This window comes from Luteibacter aegosomaticola (assembly GCF_023078475.1).
Lineage (GTDB): Bacteria > Pseudomonadota > Gammaproteobacteria > Xanthomonadales > Rhodanobacteraceae > Luteibacter > Luteibacter aegosomaticola.
Window position 1 is genome coordinate 1151032 of record NZ_CP095741.1, and the last position, 18934, is coordinate 1169965.

Consider the following 18934-nt stretch of genomic DNA (forward strand, 5'->3'; position numbering starts at 1 on the left):
CTCATTCGAGCTCGCGGTGGAAAGTGAGTACGTTGCCGCGTCCCTCGCGGAAATGCCGGGCCAGGCGCTCCACCAGGTACACCGAGCGGTGGCGACCGCCCGTGCAACCGATGGAGACCGTGACATAGCTGCGGTCCTCGCCCTCAAAGCGCGGCAGCCAGGTGTCCAGCCAGCGCGCCACGTCGGCATAGTACTCGCCCACGATGGGCTGCGCGTCGAGATATTCGCGAACCGGCTGGTCCTTGCCTGAGAACGGGCGCAGGCGCGGGTCCCAGTGCGGGTTGGGCAGGCAGCGCGCATCGAACACGAAATCCGCATCCGAGGGCAGGCCGCGCCGGTAGGCAAACGATTCGAATAGGAGCGTGGTGCCATCGCTGGCGGCCGCATAGCCGGTGGCGAACAGGCGGCGCAGCTGGTGCACATTGAGCTCGGAGGTGTCGATCACCTTTTCGGCGATCGAGACCAGCGGGCGGAGCAGGCGGCGCTCTTCGGCGATGGAATCCGCCAGGGAAAGGCGCTCGGCGGCCAGCGGGTGGCGGCGGCGCGTTTCCGAATAGCGCTTGATGAGCACGTCATCGCGGCTATCCAGGAAGATCAGGTGTACGTGTACGCCAGCGCTCGAGAGCTCGGACAGCACATGCGGCATCCGCTCCAGGTCGGAGCGCCGGTTGCGCACATCCACGCCCACGGCGATGCGTCGGCGCGGGCCGTGTTCACCCTGGCTGACGGCGGCGACCAGCTGCGGGATGAGCTCCGCGGGCATGTTGTCGACGCAGTAGAACTCGAGGTCCTCCAGCGCACGCAGGGCCACCGTCTTGCCGCCGCCGGACATGCCGGTGAGGACGACGAGGTGGATGGCGCCGGCTTCGACGATGGGGCCTTTGGGTAGCTCGTTGTTCACCGCACTCACCATGGAGAGAAGCGGCGCATCTGGTGCGCCTGCCGGTCGATGAAGGTCTGGGCAGGATCGATGCCCTTGCTCTTCAGTACATGGTTGCGCACGGCCGCCTCCACAAGCACCGCCAGGTTGCGACCAGGTGCCACGGGGATGGTGATCTTGGGCACGTCCACGTCCAGCACGTTGCGCCGGCTGACATCGCCGGTGAGGCGGGTCATGGCGTCGGTTTCCTCGCCATCCTTCATCGGTTTGAGATGGATGACCAGGCGCAGGTACTTCGATGGTTTGACGGCGGTATGGCCGAACATCTCGCGGATGTTGAGGACGCCGAGGCCGCGCACTTCGAGCAGGTCCTGCAACAGCTCGGGGCAGGCGCCGTCGATGACATCCGGGGCGATCAGGGTGAACTCGGTGGCATCGTCGGCGACGAGCCGGTGGCCGCGGCTGATGAGTTCCAGCGCCAGCTCGCTCTTGCCCGAGCCCGGGTCGCCGGTAATCAGCACGCCGATGGAGAACACCTCGAGGAACACGCCGTGCAGGGTGACCCGCGGGGCAAGCGTGCGTGCCAGGTGGTATTGCAGGTAGGTGAGCAGCTCGTGGCCGCGCTTGGTGCTTTGCCAGAGTGGGGTATCGGTTTCTTCAGCCACCTCGCGAAGATCCGGCGGGATCGCCTGGTCCTTCGTGACGATGAGTGCAGCCGGTTGGTAGGCGGCGATCTTGTGGATGGCCTCCCAGCGCTGGCGCGAATCCAGGCCGTCGAGGTAGTTGAGCTCCTCGGTACCGATGATCTGCACCTTGTTGGGGTAGATCACGTTGAGGTAGCCGACCAGGGACGGGCGGCGGCTCTGCTTGGTATTCGGCTCCAGGACACGGGATTCGCCCCGCATGCCTGCGACCCAGCGCAAAGCCATGCGTTCATGGACGCCGTCGAAGAGTTGTCGGGCGGTAAGCCGATCCACGCGGGGGTTCCTGTCAAAAAGAAAGCCGGCACACGGGGGTGCCGGCTTGCTTATATTGTGCCACAGGCCCGCTCAGGGGCTTCAGGTGGCGGCGCGGGCCTCGCGGACCTCGCTGTTGTGGTGATCCTTGAGCTTTTCCTTATGCTTCTTCAGCTGGTCGGCCAGCTTTGTGATCATTTCGTCGATCGCGGCATACATGCGGTCGCTGATCGTGCCGTCCTGCTGGCGGGCCAGGCCCTCGGCGTGGAGGCGGGTGCCCGAACAGTGGAGCGTGCCGCCGGCCTTATGCTCGGCCTTGTCCACGGATAACACGACGTCCAGGGCGGTGATGTTGTCGAAAAGGCGTTCGAAGCGGCCAATTTGCTGTTCCACGCGCTCGCGCAGGGCAGGGGTGATCTGGATGTGCTGGCCGCTGATCTGGATTTGCATGACGCCTCCTTCTTACTGAGGGTGCCGCCGCTGGGGCGGCGAGAGGGGAGTGGCGATTGCCGCTCCTGAACCTTTCAAACGTGGGACCGTGATCCTCCGATGGGGTTCCGCGTGTGGCTTAACCGGCTCGCACGCGTTCACTGGAACTGGGGATCCGCATCGCCTCGCGGTACTTGGCCACCGTACGGCGTGCGACCTGAATACCGCGTCGATGGAATTCCTCCGCGAGCGCCTGGTCGGACAGCGGGCGGCGCGGATCCTCCGCCGTGACCAGTTTGCGCAGCATGGCCTGGATGGCCGTGGCAGACGCGCTGCCACCGTCTTCCGTAGCGACGCCGCTTGAGAAGAAGTGCTTGAGCTCGAAGGTACCGCGCGGCGTATGCATGTACTTGCGCGTGGTTACCCTGGAAATGGTCGATTCATGCATGCCCACTTCCTCCGCCACCTCGCGCAGGACCAGGGGGTGCATGGCTTCGGGGCCGTAATCGAGGAAGGCGCTCTGCCGACGGACGATGACCTCGGCGACCTTGGTCAGGGTCTCGGCGCGCGACTGCAGGCTCTTCAGGAGCCAGCGGGCCTCCTGCAGCTGGCCCTTCATCCACGTGGCGTCATCGCCGCGGGCACGGGCGATCAGGTTGCAGTAATGCTGGTTGAGGCCTAGCCGGGGCTGGGCATCGGGATTCAGGCTGACCCGCCAGCGGCCGTTCTCACGCCGCGCGTAGACATCGGGCGCCACGTATTCCACCGGGGTGGCGTCAAGCGCCGCGCCCGGGCGGGGATCGAGGCTGCGGATGAGCGAGGCGGCCACGGCGACATCGGCCTCGGCCGCCTTCAGGCGCCGGGCGATCTTGCTGGTGTCGTTGCGGGCCAGCAACTCGATTTCGTCGGTGACGATGCGTACCGCCAGGTTGCGCTGGGGCGTCTCGTCCGAGAACTGGCTCAGCTGGCAGAGCAGGCAATCGCGCAGGTCGAGGCTGGCAATGCCCGTGGGGTCGAAGCGCTGGATGCGCTTGCGCACCGCCTCGATCTCGTCGAGGTCGCAATGGAACTCGCGCAGGGCGCTCTGCACCGCCTCCAGGCCGTCACGCAGGTACCCGTCCTCATCCAGCACGTGGATGATCGCGGTGGCGATCGCATGGTCGCGCGGCGTGAACTGCGAGAGGTTGAGCTGCCATTCCAGGTGTTGCTGGAGGCTTTCCGGCGCGGCGTTCTGGGGCTCGAAGCCTTCTTCATCGCCGCCGCCGTTACGCGACGGCGCGCCGGCGTAATCCCCCGCCTCGCCGTGGAAACGGTCGTCGTCCCATTCAGGGGCGAGATCCTCGGAAGGCGACGCGGTGGATTCTTCCTCGCGGGTGGCCTTGGCGGGCTGCTCGTCGCGGGCCCGGTATTCCATGGCCTCGTCGAAGCTGGCGGATTCTTCCGCAGCCTCGGGCTCGGATTCGGCATCTTCCGCGAACTCGAGGAGTGGGTTGCTTTCCGCTATCTGGCGGAGTTCGGCCTCAAGCTCCAGCTGCGACAACTGCAGCAGGCGGATGGCCTGCTGGAGCTGTGGCGTCAGCGTGAGCTGCTGATGCAGGCGAAACTGAAGTCCAGGTTTCATTACCTTCGCAAGATCGGGTTACAACCCATCGTAACCCCACGCGGCCCTTTGAAACCAGCGCCCCGCATGTCTAGGCCAGCTGGCCGATTCTGCGCAACCTGTGCCGCGCGTTAAATCCGGAATTCACGGCCCAGGTACACCTCGCGGACTTTTTCGTCAGCCAGGATGTGCTGGGGCGTGCCGCGCGAAAGCACTTCACCATCGTTGAGGATGTAGGCGCGGTCGCAGATGCCGAGCGTTTCGCGGACGTTGTGATCGGTGATGAGCACGCCGATGCCACGTTCCTTAAGGTGGCGCACGATGCGCTGGATCTCGCCCACCGAGATGGGGTCGACGCCTGCGAACGGCTCGTCGAGGAGCATGTAGCGCGGACGCGCGGCGAGGGCGCGTGCGATTTCCACGCGTCGGCGCTCGCCACCTGAAAGGCTGATGCCCTTCTGTTCGGCGATGTGCGAGATCTTGAGTTCGTCGAGCAGGCTTTCGAGTTCATCCTCGCGCTGCTTCTGCGTCATGTTGTCGCGCAGTTCCAGCACGGCCAGGATGTTGTCGGACACGCTGAGGCGGCGGAACACCGAGGCTTCCTGCGGCAGGTAACCGATGCCGAGCTTGGCGCGCGAGTGCATCGGCAGGCCGGTGATGTCCTGCTGATCGAGCTTGATCTGGCCCGCGTCGGCCTGGATCAGGCCCACCACCATGTAGAAGCAGGTGGTCTTGCCGGCGCCGTTGGGGCCAAGCAGGCCCACGACTTCGCCTTCGCGAATGGAAAAAGCGAAATCACGCACTACCTGGCGGGCGCGGAACCGCTTCTGCAGGCCTTGGGCTGAAAGCATCGGGTCAGGGCTTCTTCTGGGTGTCGGCAGGGGCGGCGGGCGGCGTGGCCGGTGCAGCCGGTGCGCCCGGCTTGGCGGCCGGTGCGGCGCCTGGCTGGGTCTTCGGCTGGAAGGTCATGTGCACGGTGGCTTCACCGTTGCTCTCGCCCGTCATCGTGCTGTCGTTGGTGTTGTAGGTGAGCTTGTCGCCATCGGCCGTGCCCTTGGTGGGCTGGTCGATGTGGGCATTGGTGGTCAGGATCGCGATGCCCGTATCGTTGTGGTAATCGATGTTCTTGGCATGGCCGTGCATCCAGTTGCCGTCATCGTCCTGCTGCTGCACCGTCGCCGGGCTGCCGTCGATGACCGCACGCGTCACCTGGTTCTGGTCGTCGAAATACACCGTGGCCTTCGCGCCCGTGACCTTCAGCGTGCCCTGGGTGATCACCACATTGGTGGTGTAAATCGCGATGCCCTGGGGCTGCTGGCGGCCATCGAAGCTCTTGGCCGTCACGTCCATGATCTGCTGGCGATCGGATTGTTTCGCCATGGCCGGGGTGGCAAGCGCGAGGAGCGCCACGCCGCAGGCCGCGAACAGTGCCTTAGCGCTTGCGTGGCTGGTACTGGGTGTGGACTGCATCGAGGAGCTCCAGGTGCTTGGTATCGAGGTTGGCGCGCATGCCAATGCCGTTCATTGTAGAGGTTCCCTGCACAATGCGGGCTGCCTCGGCGGTCTCTAGCCGGTTTTCCTTAGGCCACGCCGTGACCTCGGAGGTATCGATGCTGGCCGGCGGGTTGGTATCGAACGCCACGCGGTCCATATGGACCAGGCCCTGCAGCTTGAGCAGCGTGCCGTCCTTGTTGACCCAGCCGTACTCGGAGTGGCCCGTCCACGGCGGCGCCGTGGTGTCCTTGGTCGGCGGCAGCACGAACTTCGGAGCGTTGATATACAGCGATTCGTCGCCTTCGCGCCGCTCCAGATGGGGCGCGATGAGCTTGAAGGCAGCCTGGCCTTCCTCGTTGTACGAGTCCAGGTCGAAGTTGGTCAGGACGTAGCCCGAGCGCGGCGGGCCGATGAAATCATCGACCTTCTTCTCGGGGGCGACCCAGTAATAGAGGAGGGTGCTGGCGCCCAGCGCGACGGCCAGGATGCCCAGCGTCCCGGCGGCGCTGCGGTCTTTGAACAGGTTGAAGACACTCACAGCCAGCGATCCCGCTCGGCTTCGGCCTTGCCCTGCGCGGCCAGGATCATGTCAGCCACTTCGCGGGCGGCGCCATAGCCGCCGGTCAGGCGGGTGCGCCAGTGCGCGCGCTCGGCGACCCAGGGGTGGGCGTTGGCCACGGCGACGGCCAGGCCGCTGATCCCCATCGCGGGCAGGTCGGGCAGGTCGTCGCCGACGAACGCAGCCTCGGCCGGCTCCAGGTGCAGGGCTTCGAGCAGGGCGTTAAGGGTGGCGCGCTTGTCCTTCTGGCCCTGGTAAACGTGCTGGATACCCAGTTCCTCGGCGCGCAGCGACACAGGGTGGCTGATGCGGGCCGTGATGATGGCGACCTTGATGCCGTTCTCCTGCAGCCGCTTGAGGCCCAGGCCATCATGGACGTGGAAGACCTTGGTCTCACGGCCGTCCTCGGCGTACCAGAGGCGCCCGTCGGTCAGCGTGCCATCCACGTCGAACACGACCACGCGGATGCGTGCGGCGCGGGCGAGGACGTCGGCGGGAATCTCGGTGTAGTGGGTATAGGCCATGGCGTGAAGGATACAGGGGCGGCTCCGGCGCGGTGCGGCGCGCCGGGCGGGCGCGTCAGACGACGCGTGCGCGTAGCAGGTCGTGGATGTTCAGGGCACCGACCACGCAGCCGTCGGCGTCGGTGACCAGCAGGGCGTGGATCTGGTGCTTTTCCATGATCTGGGCGGCCTCGACGGCCAGCTTGTCCGAACCGATGGTCTTGGGGCCGCGGGTCATCAGCTGGGCCACGGTGGCGCCACGCAAGTCCACGCCGTCGTCGTCGAGCGCGCGGCGGAGGTCACCGTCGGTGAACACGCCGATGAGCTTGCCATCGGGTTCGACCACGGCCGTCATGCCCAGGTGCTTGCGGGTCATCTCGACCAGCGCTTCGCTGAGCGAAGCCGTGATCGGGACCCGGGGCACGTCGTCGCCGCTGTGCATCACGTCGGCGATGTGCAGGAGCAGGCGGCGGCCAAGGCTGCCGGCCGGGTGGGAACGGGCGAAATCATCGGAGGTGAAGCCGCGGGCATCCAGCAGCGCCACGGCAAGGGCATCGCCCAGGACCAGGGCCGCCGTGGTGCTGGCCGTCGGAGCCAGCCCGTGGGGGCAGGCTTCGGAGGCCACGTTGCCGTCGATATTCACATCCGCCTGGCTGGCCAGCGAGGATTTCGGGTTGCCGGTGATCGCGATAAGGGGGATGCCCTGGCGCTTGATCGCCGGCAGGATGAACAGCAGTTCGTCCGTTTCACCGGAGTACGAGATGGCCAGGACGATATCCGAGGGCTGGATCATGCCCAGGTCGCCGTGGCTGGCTTCGCCCGGGTGAACAAAGAAGGAGGGCGTGCCGGTGGAGGCCAGGGTGGCGGCGATCTTCCGGGCAATATGGCCCGATTTGCCCATGCCGGAGACGACCACGCGGCCCTTGCAGTCCAGGATCATCTGGCAGGCGCGGACGAACGAGGCGTCGACGCGGCGTTCGAGCGCCCGGATCGCGGCGGCCTCGGTGGCGATAACCGTGCGCGCGCTGCGCACGACGGTATCGGCGTTCACGAGCATGGGGCCGGTGGGCGGGGCGGTGCGGGCGTTCATGCGGGCCTTGGGTCCGGGTGGGGGCTGTCCCTGGATGACCCGGGATGTCCATTTCTGCGACACCGGATTTCCATTACCATTACATATTCTCATTTTATCGTCGCTGCCATCGAGTGGTGATTCAGGGACCGTTTCGGAACCCTGGGCCGCGGCGACCCCTTTCCCACGGAGAATCCATGGACGCTGCCCGCATCCAGGCATTGATTGAAGCCGGCCTGCCCGGCGCCCGGGTGGACGTTCGCGGTGACGACGGCGTCCACTTTGAGGCTGAGGTCATCTCGGCCCAGTTCGCCGGCAAGCTGCCGCTAGCCCGCCATCGCCTTGTTTACGCCACCCTTGGCGACCTGATGGGCGGCGCCATCCACGCGCTCGGCCTCAAAACCCTTACCCCGGAAGAAGCCGCCGGCCGCCCCTGATCGCGCCGCGCCCCTTATTCCGCATTTCGAAGGCATCCAAGAAATCCATGGCCAAGATCCTTATCAGCGGCGGTGTGCCGCTTAACGGTGAGGTGAGCATCAGCGGCGCCAAGAACGCCGTGCTCCCCATCCTTGCTTCCTGCCTCCTGGCCGACGAGCCGGTCAGCATCGGCAACGTGCCGCACCTGCACGACGTCACCACCTTTATTGAACTGCTGGGCCGCATGGGTGTGCGCGTCGTCCTCGACGACCGCATGAAAATGCACATCGACCCGCGCCCGGAAAACAGCTGCGTCGCGCCGTACGAACTGGTCCGCACCATGCGTGCTTCGATCCTCGTGCTTGGCCCGCTCGTCGCGCGCTATGGCAAGGCCGAGGTCTCGCTGCCCGGTGGCTGCGCCATCGGCTCGCGCCCGGTCGACCAGCACATCCGTGGCCTGCAGGCGCTGGGCGCCGAGATCACGGTAGAGAACGGCTTCATCAAGGCGAAGGCCGGCCGCCTGAAGGGCGCCCGCATCGTCATGGATATGGTCACCGTCACCGGTACCGAGAACATCCTGATGGCGGCCACGCTCGCCTCGGGCACCACGATTATCGAAAACGCCGCGCAGGAACCCGAAGTGGTCGACCTGGCCCACTGCCTGATGGCGATGGGCGCGAAGATCGAGGGCGTGGGCACCTCCACGCTGGTCGTGGAAGGCGTCGAACGCCTGCACGGCGCGCATTACGAAGTGCTGCCGGATCGCATCGAGACCGGCACCTTCCTCGTCGGTGCCGCCATGACCGGTGGCAAGGTGCGCGCGCGCGGCGCGCGTGCCGATACGCTGGATGCCGTGCTGCAGAAGCTCGAAGAAGCCGGTGCGCACATCAGCACCGGTAGCGACTGGATCGAGCTCGACATGCAGGGCCGCCGCCCGAAGGCCGTGAACCTGGTAACGGCACCGTACCCGGCGTTCCCCACCGACATGCAGGCGCAGTTCACCGCGCTGAACTGCGTGGCCGAAGGCGTGGGCGTGATCACCGAGACGGTGTTCGAAAATCGCTTCATGCACGCGCTGGAACTGCAGCGCCTCGGTGCGGATATCCGTCTGGAAGGCAACACGGCGATCATCACCGGCGTGCCGAAGATGAGCGGCGCGCCGATCATGGCCACCGACCTGCGTGCCTCGGCGTGCCTCGTGCTTGCCGGCCTCGTGGCCGAAGGCGATACCACGGTCGATCGCGTCTACCACATCGATCGCGGCTACGAGAACATCGAGGAAAAGCTCGGCGTACTGGGTGCCCGCATCCGCCGCCTCGCTAGCTAAGCCGCATTTTGTAGGAGATAAAAAAACCGCCTCGTGAGGCGGTTTTTTTTATTGAGCCATCGATCGCTGGCTCTCATGCGCCGCGTGGTGTCAATCTGCCTTACGGTTTCCCAGCGACGTGTGCCAGTCTTCCAACTGCTGCGCGCGTTGTGCCGTGACTTCCATCATGCAGATCGATTGGGTGGCCGGCGCGGCGTCGGAACCGAATCGATCGGCACGAGCGGCGCAGTCCTTTTGAATGAAGGCGAGCCAGGCGCGTTGCGCGGCCTGAGTGTCGCCGATAGCTTGCTTATCGCCAGCCAATTGCCCGAGCAGCGCCTTGTAAGCCTTGTTCAGGCGGGCGTCCTGGAACTTGAATTCCTCATCCGCGCAATCACCCTGCGCGGGTACGCGGCCCTGCGTGGCGGCCACGCAGCTGTCGTAAGCCGGACGCACGCCGTAATACTTCGTCGAAATGTAAGACAGGCGTTCCACGCCCGGCATGATGGCCACGCCATTGATGGCTTCGGCAGGGCTGGCATGCGCTGTGCCAACAAGGCAGGCAAGCAGGAGCACGGCGGGGGCAGCTCGCATCAAGAGCATGACATCTTCCTTAGGGGCATGAAGCCGGAAGCGTAGCGTACTGATCGCCGGTGAAGGCGATGCTAACGGCGCCAGTTGCCGCAAACGCGAAGCCCGCCACAAAGGGCGGGCTTCATCGGCTCATTTGCCTTCGAACTTGACCAGTTCGAGGGTCAGGTCGCCGCCATCCTTCTGGGCGAGCTTGACCGGGACCGGGTACTTCGCCGGGACGTACCAGGCATTGAAGCCGCGGTCCTGATCGGTGCGGTCGACGCGCACGGCATCGAACGCGCCAGCGGGCACGTTCACCTTTTCGTTCGCGGCCACCTTGAAGGTCTGGGTCTCCACGGCCTGCTTGACGCCAACCGGGAACGTGGCTTCCTTCGCCCCGCCGTGCAGCGCGATGCCCAGGGCAAGCGGCAGGGTGTTGCGATCGACCATGCCCGGCTGGGCGGTGTAGGAGAACGACTTGCTGTTGTCCTGGACCTGCACGGTGTTGCCGTTGACGGTGAGCGTGCGGCTCTTCGGCTTGAAGGCCGACTGCAGGTCGTACTTGTACGAGACGGCCTGCGGCACCTTGCCGGACCAGGTGAAGCGCGACACTTCGGAGCTGCTGGCGCCAATGGCGGCGGCGAGGCCGGACGTGCCGGTGATCTTATTGCTGTATTCGAACTGGCCATTGCCCGCCGGCTTGAGCGTAAGCGTGGCATTGCCCAGCGGCGAGCCGCCTTGCAGCACGTTGTAGGTGGCGGTGAAGGACTGCGGCACGTCCGCGGCGAACGCGGCGGCGGGCAGGGCGAGGGCCAGGCCAAGGCTGGCGCGGAGGAGGGTGGTCTTCATGCCACCGAGTTTAAACCCGGCGGCTGAATGCGGGGTCAAACGTCATGGAACCGCGCGTCAACCCCGTAGGAGCCCACCCTGTGGGCGACATCTTTCGCCTCGAGGCAGCGGGGCTTTGTGCTGTTTTCGCGAACGGCGTCGCCCACAGGGTGGGCTCCTACAGGTGTGCGAGCGTCAGGGGCGAGGTTAGGCGGTGGTTGTCGAAGAGCGGTGCGTCGTCCCAGCGCAGGCGGCCCATGGCGATGGCGCGGACGACGGCAGGCAGAAGCGCATGTTCTTCCGCGAGGAGGCGCGTGGCCAGGGTTTCTTCCGTATCGGCAGGGCCCACGTTGATACGTGCCTGCGCCACGACCGGGCCACCATCGAGCTCAGCGGTGACGAAATGCACGCTGGCGCCATGCTCGGCATCGCCTGCCTCAAGGCAGCGGCGGTGGGTGTGCAGCCCCTGGTACTTCGGCAGCAGCGAAGGGTGGATGTTGATCGCGCGACCTTCCCAGGCCGACACCACCGACGCATCGATGATCCGCATGTAGCCCGCAAGCACGAGCAGGTCGGGCGTCGCCTCGGCCACCGCGCCAAACAGCGCGCGATCGAACGACACGCGGTCCGGGAAATCCTTCGGGCTCATCGCCACGGTGGGAATGCCGGCATCGCGGGCAACCTGGAGGGCACCGGCCTTGCTCTTGTCGCTGCCGACCAGAACGAACTCCACGGGCAATCTGGCAGCGATCAGCGCAGCCAGGTTGCTGCCGCGCCCGGAGGCGAGCACGGCGACACGCAGGGGACGATCCACGGGGTGGCTCAGGCGATGTGGACGCGCTCGTCGCCGCTGGCGGCAACGACCGAACCGATCACCCACGTATCAAGGCCATGGGCTGCGAGGACGGCCTTGGCCGCTTCAACCTGGCCCTTGTCCAGCAGCACGGTGAAGCCGATACCGCAGTTGAAGGTGCGCCACATTTCTTCGCGGGCCACGTTGCCTTCGCGCTGCAGCCACTGGAACACCGGCGGCAGTTCCCACGACGAGGCATCGATCGACAGGCCGAGGCCATCGGGCACGACGCGGATGATGTTTTCCTTCAGGCCGCCACCGGTGATGTGGGCCATGCCATGCACATCCACCTTCTTCAGCAGCTCGAGGACCGGCTTCACGTAAAGCGTGGTCGGTGCCATCAGTGCATCGGCCAGCTTCACGCCGCCCACGTCGGTGTCGAGCGGCGAACCGGCGCGCTCGAGGATCTTGCGGATCAGCGAGTAGCCGTTCGAATGCGGGCCCGAGGAAGCCACGCCCAGGATGACGTCGCCGGCCACGATCTTCGAGCCGTCGTTCATCTCGGACTTTTCAACCGCGGCAACGGTGAAGCCGGCCAGGTCGTATTCGCCCGGCGCGTACATGTCCGGCATTTCAGCGGTTTCGCCGCCGATCAGGGCACAGCCTGCCAGTTCGCAGCCCTTGGCGATGCCGCCGACGACCGATGCGGCCGTGTCGACATCGAGCTTGCCGGTGGCGAAATAATCGAGGAAGAACAGCGGCTCCGCGCCCTGGACCAGGACGTCGTTGACGCACATGCCCACCAGGTCGATGCCGATCGTGTCGTGGCGGCCCAGGGTGTGGGCAAGCTTGAGCTTGGTGCCCACGCCGTCGGTGCCCGAGACCAGCACGGGCTCCTTATAGCGGCCCGAAAGGTCGAAAAGGCCGCCAAAGCCGCCCAGCCCGCCCATGACTTCGGGGCGGAGGGTGCGCTTGACCATCGGCTTGATGCGCTCGACGAGGGCATTGCCGGCATCGATGTCGACGCCCGCGTCGCGGTAGGTGAGGGAGCCCTGGTCGGAGGACATACGTGGTTCCGGCGCTGATTGGAAACGCGTAATGATAGCAGCAAGCCCGCCCCCGAACCGGCCCTGCACACGGTCTGGATGGACGTTATGCCAAGGTTTGGGCAGACTTCCCGCCTTCACAGTAGCGATGCCATGCCCATGCGCGCAGCCCGTGCCCTCGCCCTCTCGATGCTTTTCCTGCTGGCCGCCATCGGCCCGGCAGCGGCGCAGACCGCGATGTATACGGTTTCCGTACCCGTGCCCGACACCAGCGCGGCGGTCCGCGATCAGGCCTTTTCCAACGGCCTGACCCAGGTATTGGCCCGCGCGACGAACGGCGCGGACCCCCGGACCAAGCCGGGTTACGCCGATGCCATGAAGCAGCCGGGTGGGCTCGTCCAGCAGTACCAGTACCAGCGCACCGGCGGCGCCAATGGGGCCCCGCTGGCGCTTGAGATCACCTTCGACCCGGGCGCTATCCGCCGCGTGCTGGCCGTCGGCGACGCCGCCGCGGCGGCACCGAAGCCGCCCGTCCTGGTGATCGCCCATGACGCCACCGGCAAAATCCTCAACATGCAGGACCTGGCACCGCTGGCCCAGATGGCCGACACCCGCGGCTACCAGATCGTGACCCCGAAGGCCGATACGCCGGTGGATGCCAAGGCTATCGCTGGCGGCGACACCTCGGCCGTGGCCAACGTGGCCCGCCAGTACAACACCGCCACCGTGCTCGTGGGCACTGTGCGCGACGACGGCACCGAGTGGACGCTCGTCAACGCGGGCCGGACCTCGAACTGGTCCGATAGCGGCGAAGCCCGTGCGGCGCTGCTCAGCAATGGCGCCAACGCCATGGCCGATAAGCTGGATCGCTCGTTCGCGGTAAACGCGGGCGGCAGCACCAGCGGCAAGGTGTGGGTCTCGGGCCTGCGCTCGGCCACGGACTACGCGGGCCTGCTCGCCACGTTCCAGAACGATCCGTCGGTGAAGTCGGTGGTGCCCGTCAGCGCCACGCCCGATGGCGTGCTTTTCAATGTCAGCGCCGGTGCCCCTCTCGCGCGCCTTGTCGCGGGTTACGCGGCGGGTGGCCACGTGCTGGCCGCCGACGCGCACGACGGGGCCGACCTGGCCGTGCGCTGGGTGCCCTGACGCATGACCCAGGACACTTCGCGCCGTTGGCAGATGCTGGCGCTGGCCGCCGTCGTCATTTTCGTGATCTGGGGGCTCGCGCCGGTGCTCATGCCGTTCGCGCTGGCCGCCATGCTGGCCTACCTGGGCGATCCGCTGGCCGACCGCCTGCAACGCCTGGGCATGGGTCGCAGCTGGGCGGTGAGCATCGTGTTTACCGTGATCACCGTGATCCTCGTGGGCGTGATGCTGCTGCTGGTGCCGCTGATCCAGCGCCAGGTGAGCAATCTGATCGATAACCTCCCGCACTACGTGGAGTGGGCACGCACCGTGGCCCTGCCATGGGTGCAGCAGCGTCTACATCTCGAGCCGGATACCTTCGATACGGACAAGGTACTGGCCACGATCCGCGAGCACATCGGCTCGATCGGCAGCATCGCCGCGCGCGCCATTACCCGCGTGACCCAGTCGGGCATGGGCATCATCACGTGGATGACCAATGCCGTGCTGATCCCGGTCGTTGCGTTCTACCTGTTGCGCGATTGGGACACGATGATCGCGCACATCCAGCGCCTCATCCCGCGCTCGATCGAGCCGACCGTGGTGCGCCTGTCGCGTGAATCCGACCAGGTTCTCGGTGCCTTCGTGCGCGGCCAGCTGCTGGTGATGCTGGCGCTTGGCGTCTTCTACGGCCTGGCGCTCACGCTCGTCGGCATCTCGATCGGCCCGCTCATCGGCATGGTCGCCGGCCTGCTCAGCTTTGTGCCGTACCTCGGCTTCATGATCGGCTTCGTGGCCGCGCTGGTCGCTGCGCTGGTGCAGTACGGTGACTGGACCCACGTGTTGCTGGTGTGCGGCGTGTTTACCGTCGGCCAGCTGCTCGAAGGTTACGTGCTCGTCCCGCGCCTCGTTGGCGGCAAGATCGGTCTGCACCCGGTGGCGGTCATCTTCGCCGTCCTGGCAGGCGGCCATCTGTTCGGCTTCCTCGGCGTGCTGCTGGCACTGCCCGCCGCCTCGGTCGTCGTCGTGCTGTTGCGCTACGTCTTCGCGCGCTACCGCGAAAGCGACTTGTACAAGAGGCCCGCGCCCGAGGCCGAACGCCAGGCGCTTGATGTCGACGTGGATGTCGATGTGACGGTGAATACCCACCCAGGCTCGCCACGGATACCCGGCAACGGTCCATGAGTACCCAGCTTCCCCTCGCGCTGCGCTGGCCCCGTCGCCAGCGCTTCGAACATTTCCATGCCAGCGAGAACGCAGTGGCCGTGGAGGCCCTGCATGCAGCGGCTCTCGACGCTGCCGCACCGTGGGTTTACGTCTCGGGCCCGCTCGGTAGCGGCCGTACGCACCTGCTCGTGGCCGCCTGCCAGGCGGCGATCGATGCCGGGCGCAGCGCGCAGTACCTGCCCCTGGCAGGCCTGCGTGGAACCCGTGCCGCGGCGATTCGCGGCCTCGCGGGCAGCGACCTGCTGGCGATCGACGATCTCGATTCGATCGCGGGCGACCCCGACGGCGAGCATGCGCTGTTCGACACGTTCAACAGCTACAAGGCGGATGGCTGCACCTTGCTGTTCGCTGCCAACGTGGCGCCCTCTGCGTTGGGTATCGCTTTGCCCGACCTGCGCTCGCGGCTCGGCTCGCTGACCCAGGCCGTGTTGAAGCCCCTGGACGATGCGGAGCGCCGCAAGGCGCTGAAGGACCATGCCGCCAGCCGTGCCATCGAGCTGGACGACAACGTCCTCGACTGGCTATTCGCGCACCACGCACGTGATCTTGGTGCCTTGCTGGATCTGCTGGATACGCTGGACCGTGCGACGCTGGCTGCCCAGCGTCGCGTGACGATCCCGTTCCTGAAGAACCTGTTGAAGCCCGATTAGACCTCGATCTCCTTCAGCAGCTCCTTGCTTTGCCAATCGTTGTCGCGCACGCCGTAGACCTTCAGTCGTCGCGATTCGGGCCAGTGCTCGACGATGAGATAGGTGCGTTGCGATGCCGAGCCGCTGTTAAACACAGGGACGAAACTCCAAAAGGACGGGAGGACCTCCACGCCCATGTCACGGTGAAAATGGCCCGCAAACACGGCCTTTACCCTGTGCTTGCCGATCAGCTCCACCAGCTCGGCCGATGGCGGATTCGTCCAGTACGACGGCTTGTGGGCGTGCAGCAGCACGAAGTCCGCCGTGGTGGGCTGGTCCCATTCCGGGAGCTTCTGGGCGAGCCAGGGGACTGACGGAGTCACGTGGTACTCATAACGCGCGGAAAAGATGTCGGCGCTGTACGTGGGGGAGTTGTTGAGCTGGATGTTCACGACGCGGCTCCATCCATCGGGGACGAAGCCGTATGCCCAGCTACCCTGTTTGCCGATGGCACCACCGCCCGCGTCGTATGTGCGCTGATCCATGCCCAGCACGCGGTTTTGCATCTGGTGGCCGCGCACGTGAGCTGACAGCAGGTCCAGCGATTCCATGGCGCAGGTGAGGATCCTGCACGGAACGTTGTTGCTCAGGTTGTTCTGGTAGTCGTGGTTGCCCAAGCCCAGGTAGACGTTGTCGCCCAGGATGCGCAGCAGCTCATCCATCTTCTGGTGCTCCCATACGAACCCGTGCGAGGTCAGGTCGCCATTGACGATGACGGGAATGCGCTGGAAGGGGTGCGCCTCGCGGAAGCGGGCGATGCTTTCGTACTGCTCGCGCACCAGCGCTTCGGCGCGTGCGTTATCCGTATCGCCTCCGCGGTCGGTCTCGTCGGTCCACGGGTATTGTGGATCGGAGGTGACCACCATGATGGCCGGCGTTTCAGCGTGGGCCGTGGCGAAGCCGGTGAAGAGAAGGGTGGCCGCAAGCAGGCGGCGGGTGGCGCGTTGGCGCATGGCACATTCCTTGTGTCATTGAGAGGGCGCGGCGAGGTATAGGCCGCGACTGACACGTTAGCGAGGGAATGGCCGATACGGAATGAGGGTAATGCCCTCATTCCGTGTCAGGTAAAGCTGACGCTTACTCGGTGCCGAGCAGGCGCGGGGTCGCGTTGGCCGTGATCACTTCCGTCATCGCGGCGGCGACCTTGTGGTTACCGGCAATGATGTTGCCGCTCTCGGGCAGGCCTTCGCGCCCGGCGAAATCGTTGTAGACGCCACCCGCCTCGCGAACGAGCAGGGCGCCAGCGGCCATGTCCCACGGCTGCAGGCCCGGCTCGAAGTAACCATCGAGGCGGCCGGCGGCGACGTAGGCCAGGTCGAGCGCGGCCGAGCCCATGCGGCGGATATCTTCCGCCTCGCGGAGCAGTGCCTGGGTCATGCCCAGCTGCGATTCGAGGTGGTTGCGCACGCGATAGGGGTAACCCGTGCCGAGCAGGGCGCCGTTGAGGCTATCGCGGCGGCCGACGCGGATGCGACGGTCGTTGAGGTACGCGCCATCGCCCTTGCTGGCGGTGAAGAGCTCATCGCGCAGCGGGTCGAACACCACGCCGTACACCGGCTCGCCCTTGTCGAGCAGCGCGATGGAGACGGAGAAGTGCGGGATGCCGCGCAGGTAGTTATGCGTGCCATCGAGCGGATCGATGACCCACACCAGCGGGCCCTTGCCGGTCTGGCCGGATTCCTCGCCCACGATGGCGTGGGTGGGGTAGGCGCGGCGGAGTTCCTTGACGATCTCGGCTTCGGCGAGGCGATCGACCTCGGAGGCGAAGTCCATCCGCTGCTTCTCGACGACCGCGAGGCCTTCGATGCGGTTCATGTAGCGCAGGATGATGTTTCCTGCGGAGCGCGCGGCGCGCGCCGCGACGTTGACGGCGGGTCTTGGCATGGGGATCGGCTTGGCAAAAGAACAGGGGAGGCGGTCGAAAGCCGCGTCGGCCGGGGAGTCTACCACCGGGGGCCGTCCCGCCCAAGTCACGGGCCGGTGTAGACTTTCCGGTCCTGATGATTCCCAGCTGGCGCCCATGGCCCCCACGCCCTACGACCACTTCCGCTTCGTCCTCGTCCGCACCTCGCATTCGGGCAATATCGGCTCGGCCGCCCGCGCCATCCGCACCATGGGCTTCGATCGGCTGACCCTGGTGGCGCCGAATCGCTTCCCCGACCCCGAAGCCACCGCGCTGGCGGCCGGTGCGGACGATGTCCTGGCCAACGCCGTGGTGGTCGATGACGTGGTCGGCGGCCTGGCCGGCACGACCTTCGCCCTGGGCCTGTCGGCGCGCCGCCGCGGGGTGAACATTCCTGAGCTGGATCCGCGCGAGGGCGCTGCCCAGGCGATCGCCGCCGCACGCCGGGGCGAGCAGGTGGCCCTGGTGTTCGGCAACGAGCGTACCGGCCTGGAGAACGATGAGCTTTCGCGCTGCCACGCCATGGTGCGCATCCCGAGCGTGGACGACTTCAGCTCGCTGAACCTCTCACAGGCGGTCCAGGTCGTGGCCTACGAGATCCGTACGGCGTTGCTGGCGGAGCAGGCGCAGGCTGCGCCGGTGGCAGAGCCGGCTGAGGTCGATCCAGATGAAGTGCCGGCCGACGCCGAACAGGTCGAACGCTTCTTCACCCACCTGGGCGAGACGCTGGACGACATCGAGTTCCACAAGGGCCGCTCGCCGACCACCATCATGCTCAAGCTGCGCAAGCTGTTCCTCCGCGCCCGCCCGGAACTGCGCGAGCTGCGCATCCTCCACGGCATCCTGGCCGACGCCCAGCGCATGGCCGATATGGCCCATAAGAAGGGCGACTGACGCTTCGCATCAGGGGCAGGTCACACCAGGTCGCGGAAGAATTTCAGTAGCGCGTGGCTGAAGGTGGCCGAAAGTGCCACGGCCGCCAGGGTCGAGGCCCACACTGCCAGCAGCAGAGCCCCATCCCGCTCCACCAGCGCAAACGCGAACGCCACCAACATGCCGCCGAACAGGTAGTTGGTGAAGGGGATCGGTAGCGCGAGCAGGAGCCCGATCAGGATCATCACCGCGCCCGAAATGAAGGTGAAAGGCCGACGGGTGAGCCGCTGCAGTCGCGGCTTGCAGGCCTTCTCCAGCCGCCCGCTGAAGGGCGCGATGCGGTCAAGGAAGCGCAGAAGCCCGTCTCTCGACATCGTGCGTCGTTTGAGAAATCCCGGAATCCACGGCTGTTCCAGCCCGATCAGCATCTCCAGACCCAGCCCGACGACCAGCACGCCCATGATGCCGCCGATGCCCACGGGTACCGGAATGAAGTTGGGGATGGCGAGCAGGAGCAGCAGGAAGCCGAACGCGCGCCGCTTCAAGGGTTCGAGCAACTGCTCGACGGTGATCCGCTCGCCCGGCGCGGAAAGCGCAGCCGCCCGGAGCAGGGCGGCGGTCTTTTCTTCGCGGGGCTCTTTGTCGGTCATGGCCCGAGCGTTGC

The 18934-nt window shown here is 66.2% G+C and carries 22 protein-coding genes; 6 read left to right on the plus strand and 16 right to left on the minus strand.

Going from position 1 to position 18934, the window contains the following annotated elements; translation table 11 throughout:
* Window position 1 precedes the first annotated feature (1 nt).
* The 9 genes from rapZ to L2Y96_RS05125 all read right to left on the minus strand — a co-directional run bounded on the left by rapZ (window position 2) and on the right by L2Y96_RS05125 (window position 7511).
* Window positions 2–913, minus strand: coding sequence for an RNase adapter RapZ (gene rapZ / locus L2Y96_RS05085; protein WP_425492539.1), 912 nt, complete (start codon window positions 911–913; stop codon window positions 2–4).
* A complete protein-coding gene (hprK, locus tag L2Y96_RS05090; protein WP_247336917.1) occupies window positions 907–1809 on the minus strand; it encodes an HPr(Ser) kinase/phosphatase in 903 nt (300 codons plus the stop codon). The genes rapZ and hprK overlap by 7 nt, the downstream gene beginning before the upstream one ends.
* A gap of 129 nt (window positions 1810–1938) precedes the next feature.
* Window positions 1939–2286 carry a ribosome hibernation-promoting factor, HPF/YfiA family gene (hpf, locus tag L2Y96_RS05095; RefSeq protein WP_247333315.1) on the minus strand — a complete coding sequence of 116 codons (348 nt, stop codon included), beginning with the start codon at window positions 2284–2286 and terminating at the stop codon, window positions 1939–1941.
* Window positions 2287–2404: 118 nt separating this feature from the next.
* Window positions 2405–3886, minus strand: a complete 1482-nt coding sequence (locus L2Y96_RS05100) for an RNA polymerase factor sigma-54 (protein WP_247333317.1) — start codon at window positions 3884–3886, stop codon at window positions 2405–2407.
* 110 nt (window positions 3887–3996) lie between these two features.
* Window positions 3997–4716, minus strand: a complete 720-nt coding sequence (lptB, locus tag L2Y96_RS05105; RefSeq protein ID WP_247333327.1) for an LPS export ABC transporter ATP-binding protein — start codon at window positions 4714–4716, stop codon at window positions 3997–3999.
* A 4-nt stretch (window positions 4717–4720) separates the two neighbouring features.
* Complete coding sequence (gene lptA / locus L2Y96_RS05110; protein ID WP_247333329.1) at window positions 4721–5335, minus strand: lipopolysaccharide transport periplasmic protein LptA; 615 nt, start codon at window positions 5333–5335, stop codon at window positions 4721–4723.
* Window positions 5298–5897 (minus strand): LPS export ABC transporter periplasmic protein LptC, encoded by a 600-nt coding sequence (lptC, locus tag L2Y96_RS05115; RefSeq protein ID WP_247333337.1) that lies wholly within the window; start codon window positions 5895–5897, stop codon window positions 5298–5300. The genes lptA and lptC overlap by 38 nt, the downstream gene beginning before the upstream one ends.
* Window positions 5894–6442 (minus strand): KdsC family phosphatase, encoded by a 549-nt coding sequence (locus L2Y96_RS05120; RefSeq protein ID WP_247333339.1) that lies wholly within the window; start codon window positions 6440–6442, stop codon window positions 5894–5896. The genes lptC and L2Y96_RS05120 overlap by 4 nt, the downstream gene beginning before the upstream one ends.
* A 55-nt stretch (window positions 6443–6497) precedes the next feature.
* Complete coding sequence (locus L2Y96_RS05125; RefSeq protein ID WP_247333341.1) at window positions 6498–7511, minus strand: KpsF/GutQ family sugar-phosphate isomerase; 1014 nt, start codon at window positions 7509–7511, stop codon at window positions 6498–6500.
* A 176-nt stretch (window positions 7512–7687) separates the two neighbouring features.
* Between L2Y96_RS05125 and L2Y96_RS05130 the strand changes: the two genes are divergently transcribed.
* Both L2Y96_RS05130 and murA read left to right on the plus strand, forming a co-directional pair.
* Window positions 7688–7927: a BolA family protein gene (locus L2Y96_RS05130; RefSeq protein WP_247333343.1), complete on the plus strand. Its 240-nt coding sequence runs from the start codon at window positions 7688–7690 to the stop codon at window positions 7925–7927.
* A gap of 47 nt (window positions 7928–7974) precedes the next feature.
* Window positions 7975–9234, plus strand: a complete 1260-nt coding sequence (murA, locus tag L2Y96_RS05135) for a UDP-N-acetylglucosamine 1-carboxyvinyltransferase (protein ID WP_247333354.1) — start codon at window positions 7975–7977, stop codon at window positions 9232–9234.
* A gap of 90 nt (window positions 9235–9324) precedes the next feature.
* Here the strand turns inward: murA and L2Y96_RS05140 are convergent, their stop codons facing one another.
* From L2Y96_RS05140 to purM, 4 genes are all read right to left on the minus strand, one after another.
* Window positions 9325–9816 carry a lysozyme inhibitor LprI family protein gene (locus L2Y96_RS05140; protein WP_247333356.1) on the minus strand — a complete coding sequence of 164 codons (492 nt, stop codon included), beginning with the start codon at window positions 9814–9816 and terminating at the stop codon, window positions 9325–9327.
* Window positions 9817–9936: 120 nt separating this feature from the next.
* A complete protein-coding gene (locus tag L2Y96_RS05145) occupies window positions 9937–10635 on the minus strand; it encodes a DUF3108 domain-containing protein (protein WP_247333358.1) in 699 nt (232 codons plus the stop codon).
* Window positions 10636–10792: 157 nt separating this feature from the next.
* Window positions 10793–11428, minus strand: coding sequence for a phosphoribosylglycinamide formyltransferase (gene purN / locus L2Y96_RS05150; RefSeq protein WP_247333360.1), 636 nt, complete (start codon window positions 11426–11428; stop codon window positions 10793–10795).
* An 8-nt stretch (window positions 11429–11436) separates the two neighbouring features.
* Window positions 11437–12474 carry a phosphoribosylformylglycinamidine cyclo-ligase gene (gene purM / locus L2Y96_RS05155; RefSeq protein WP_247333362.1) on the minus strand — a complete coding sequence of 346 codons (1038 nt, stop codon included), beginning with the start codon at window positions 12472–12474 and terminating at the stop codon, window positions 11437–11439.
* Between the two features lie 138 nt (window positions 12475–12612).
* Between purM and L2Y96_RS05160 the strand changes: the two genes are divergently transcribed.
* The 3 genes from L2Y96_RS05160 to hda are packed head-to-tail and all read left to right on the plus strand — an operon-like array spanning window position 12613 to window position 15455.
* Window positions 12613–13599, plus strand: a complete 987-nt coding sequence (locus L2Y96_RS05160) for a DUF2066 domain-containing protein (protein ID WP_247333364.1) — start codon at window positions 12613–12615, stop codon at window positions 13597–13599.
* A 3-nt stretch (window positions 13600–13602) separates the two neighbouring features.
* Entirely contained in the window at window positions 13603–14763 is a 1161-nt protein-coding gene (locus L2Y96_RS05165) for an AI-2E family transporter (RefSeq protein WP_247333366.1), read from the plus strand.
* Window positions 14760–15455, plus strand: a complete 696-nt coding sequence (gene hda, locus L2Y96_RS05170) for a DnaA regulatory inactivator Hda (RefSeq protein WP_247333367.1) — start codon at window positions 14760–14762, stop codon at window positions 15453–15455. The genes L2Y96_RS05165 and hda overlap by 4 nt, the downstream gene beginning before the upstream one ends.
* On the opposite strand, the gene L2Y96_RS05175 is transcribed toward hda, so the two are convergent.
* Window positions 15452–16447, minus strand: a complete 996-nt coding sequence (locus tag L2Y96_RS05175) for a metallophosphoesterase family protein (RefSeq protein ID WP_247333369.1) — start codon at window positions 16445–16447, stop codon at window positions 15452–15454. The two genes, hda and L2Y96_RS05175, sit on opposite strands and share 4 nt — an antisense overlap.
* 124 nt (window positions 16448–16571) lie before the next feature.
* Complete coding sequence (locus L2Y96_RS05180) at window positions 16572–17378, minus strand: inositol monophosphatase family protein (protein ID WP_247333371.1); 807 nt, start codon at window positions 17376–17378, stop codon at window positions 16572–16574.
* A 136-nt stretch (window positions 17379–17514) separates the two neighbouring features.
* Between L2Y96_RS05180 and L2Y96_RS05185 the strand changes: the two genes are divergently transcribed.
* Window positions 17515–18291 (plus strand): RNA methyltransferase, encoded by a 777-nt coding sequence (locus L2Y96_RS05185; protein ID WP_247333373.1) that lies wholly within the window; start codon window positions 17515–17517, stop codon window positions 18289–18291.
* 20 nt (window positions 18292–18311) lie between these two features.
* Here the strand turns inward: L2Y96_RS05185 and L2Y96_RS05190 are convergent, their stop codons facing one another.
* Complete coding sequence (locus L2Y96_RS05190; protein WP_247333384.1) at window positions 18312–18920, minus strand: exopolysaccharide biosynthesis protein; 609 nt, start codon at window positions 18918–18920, stop codon at window positions 18312–18314.
* Window positions 18921–18934 lie beyond the last annotated feature (14 nt).

What these genes read in the sequence shown, in the direction of transcription:
- L2Y96_RS05100 (WP_247333317.1), bottom strand. Translation starts at nt 3,886, where the DNA reads ATGAAACCTGGACTTCAGTTTCGCCTGCATCAGCAGCTCACGCTGACG.
- rapZ (WP_425492539.1), bottom strand. Translation starts at nt 913, where the DNA reads ATGGTGAGTGCGGTGAACAACGAGCTACCCAAAGGCCCCATCGTCGAA.
- hpf (WP_247333315.1), bottom strand. Translation starts at nt 2,286, where the DNA reads ATGCAAATCCAGATCAGCGGCCAGCACATCCAGATCACCCCTGCCCTG.
- L2Y96_RS05125 (WP_247333341.1), bottom strand. Translation starts at nt 7,511, where the DNA reads ATGAACGCCCGCACCGCCCCGCCCACCGGCCCCATGCTCGTGAACGCC.
- L2Y96_RS05130 (WP_247333343.1), top strand. Translation starts at nt 7,688, where the DNA reads ATGGACGCTGCCCGCATCCAGGCATTGATTGAAGCCGGCCTGCCCGGC.
- lptA (WP_247333329.1), bottom strand. Translation starts at nt 5,335, where the DNA reads ATGCAGTCCACACCCAGTACCAGCCACGCAAGCGCTAAGGCACTGTTC.
- L2Y96_RS05120 (WP_247333339.1), bottom strand. Translation starts at nt 6,442, where the DNA reads ATGGCCTATACCCACTACACCGAGATTCCCGCCGACGTCCTCGCCCGC.
- hprK (WP_247336917.1), bottom strand. Translation starts at nt 1,809, where the DNA reads ATGGCTTTGCGCTGGGTCGCAGGCATGCGGGGCGAATCCCGTGTCCTG.
- lptB (WP_247333327.1), bottom strand. Translation starts at nt 4,716, where the DNA reads ATGCTTTCAGCCCAAGGCCTGCAGAAGCGGTTCCGCGCCCGCCAGGTA.
- L2Y96_RS05180 (WP_247333371.1), bottom strand. Translation starts at nt 17,378, where the DNA reads ATGCCAAGACCCGCCGTCAACGTCGCGGCGCGCGCCGCGCGCTCCGCA.
- hda (WP_247333367.1), top strand. Translation starts at nt 14,760, where the DNA reads ATGAGTACCCAGCTTCCCCTCGCGCTGCGCTGGCCCCGTCGCCAGCGC.
- L2Y96_RS05175 (WP_247333369.1), bottom strand. Translation starts at nt 16,447, where the DNA reads ATGCGCCAACGCGCCACCCGCCGCCTGCTTGCGGCCACCCTTCTCTTC.
- purM (WP_247333362.1), bottom strand. Translation starts at nt 12,474, where the DNA reads ATGTCCTCCGACCAGGGCTCCCTCACCTACCGCGACGCGGGCGTCGAC.
- L2Y96_RS05140 (WP_247333356.1), bottom strand. Translation starts at nt 9,816, where the DNA reads ATGCTCTTGATGCGAGCTGCCCCCGCCGTGCTCCTGCTTGCCTGCCTT.
- L2Y96_RS05145 (WP_247333358.1), bottom strand. Translation starts at nt 10,635, where the DNA reads ATGAAGACCACCCTCCTCCGCGCCAGCCTTGGCCTGGCCCTCGCCCTG.
- murA (WP_247333354.1), top strand. Translation starts at nt 7,975, where the DNA reads ATGGCCAAGATCCTTATCAGCGGCGGTGTGCCGCTTAACGGTGAGGTG.
- L2Y96_RS05185 (WP_247333373.1), top strand. Translation starts at nt 17,515, where the DNA reads ATGGCCCCCACGCCCTACGACCACTTCCGCTTCGTCCTCGTCCGCACC.
- L2Y96_RS05190 (WP_247333384.1), bottom strand. Translation starts at nt 18,920, where the DNA reads ATGACCGACAAAGAGCCCCGCGAAGAAAAGACCGCCGCCCTGCTCCGG.
- L2Y96_RS05165 (WP_247333366.1), top strand. Translation starts at nt 13,603, where the DNA reads ATGACCCAGGACACTTCGCGCCGTTGGCAGATGCTGGCGCTGGCCGCC.
- L2Y96_RS05160 (WP_247333364.1), top strand. Translation starts at nt 12,613, where the DNA reads ATGCGCGCAGCCCGTGCCCTCGCCCTCTCGATGCTTTTCCTGCTGGCC.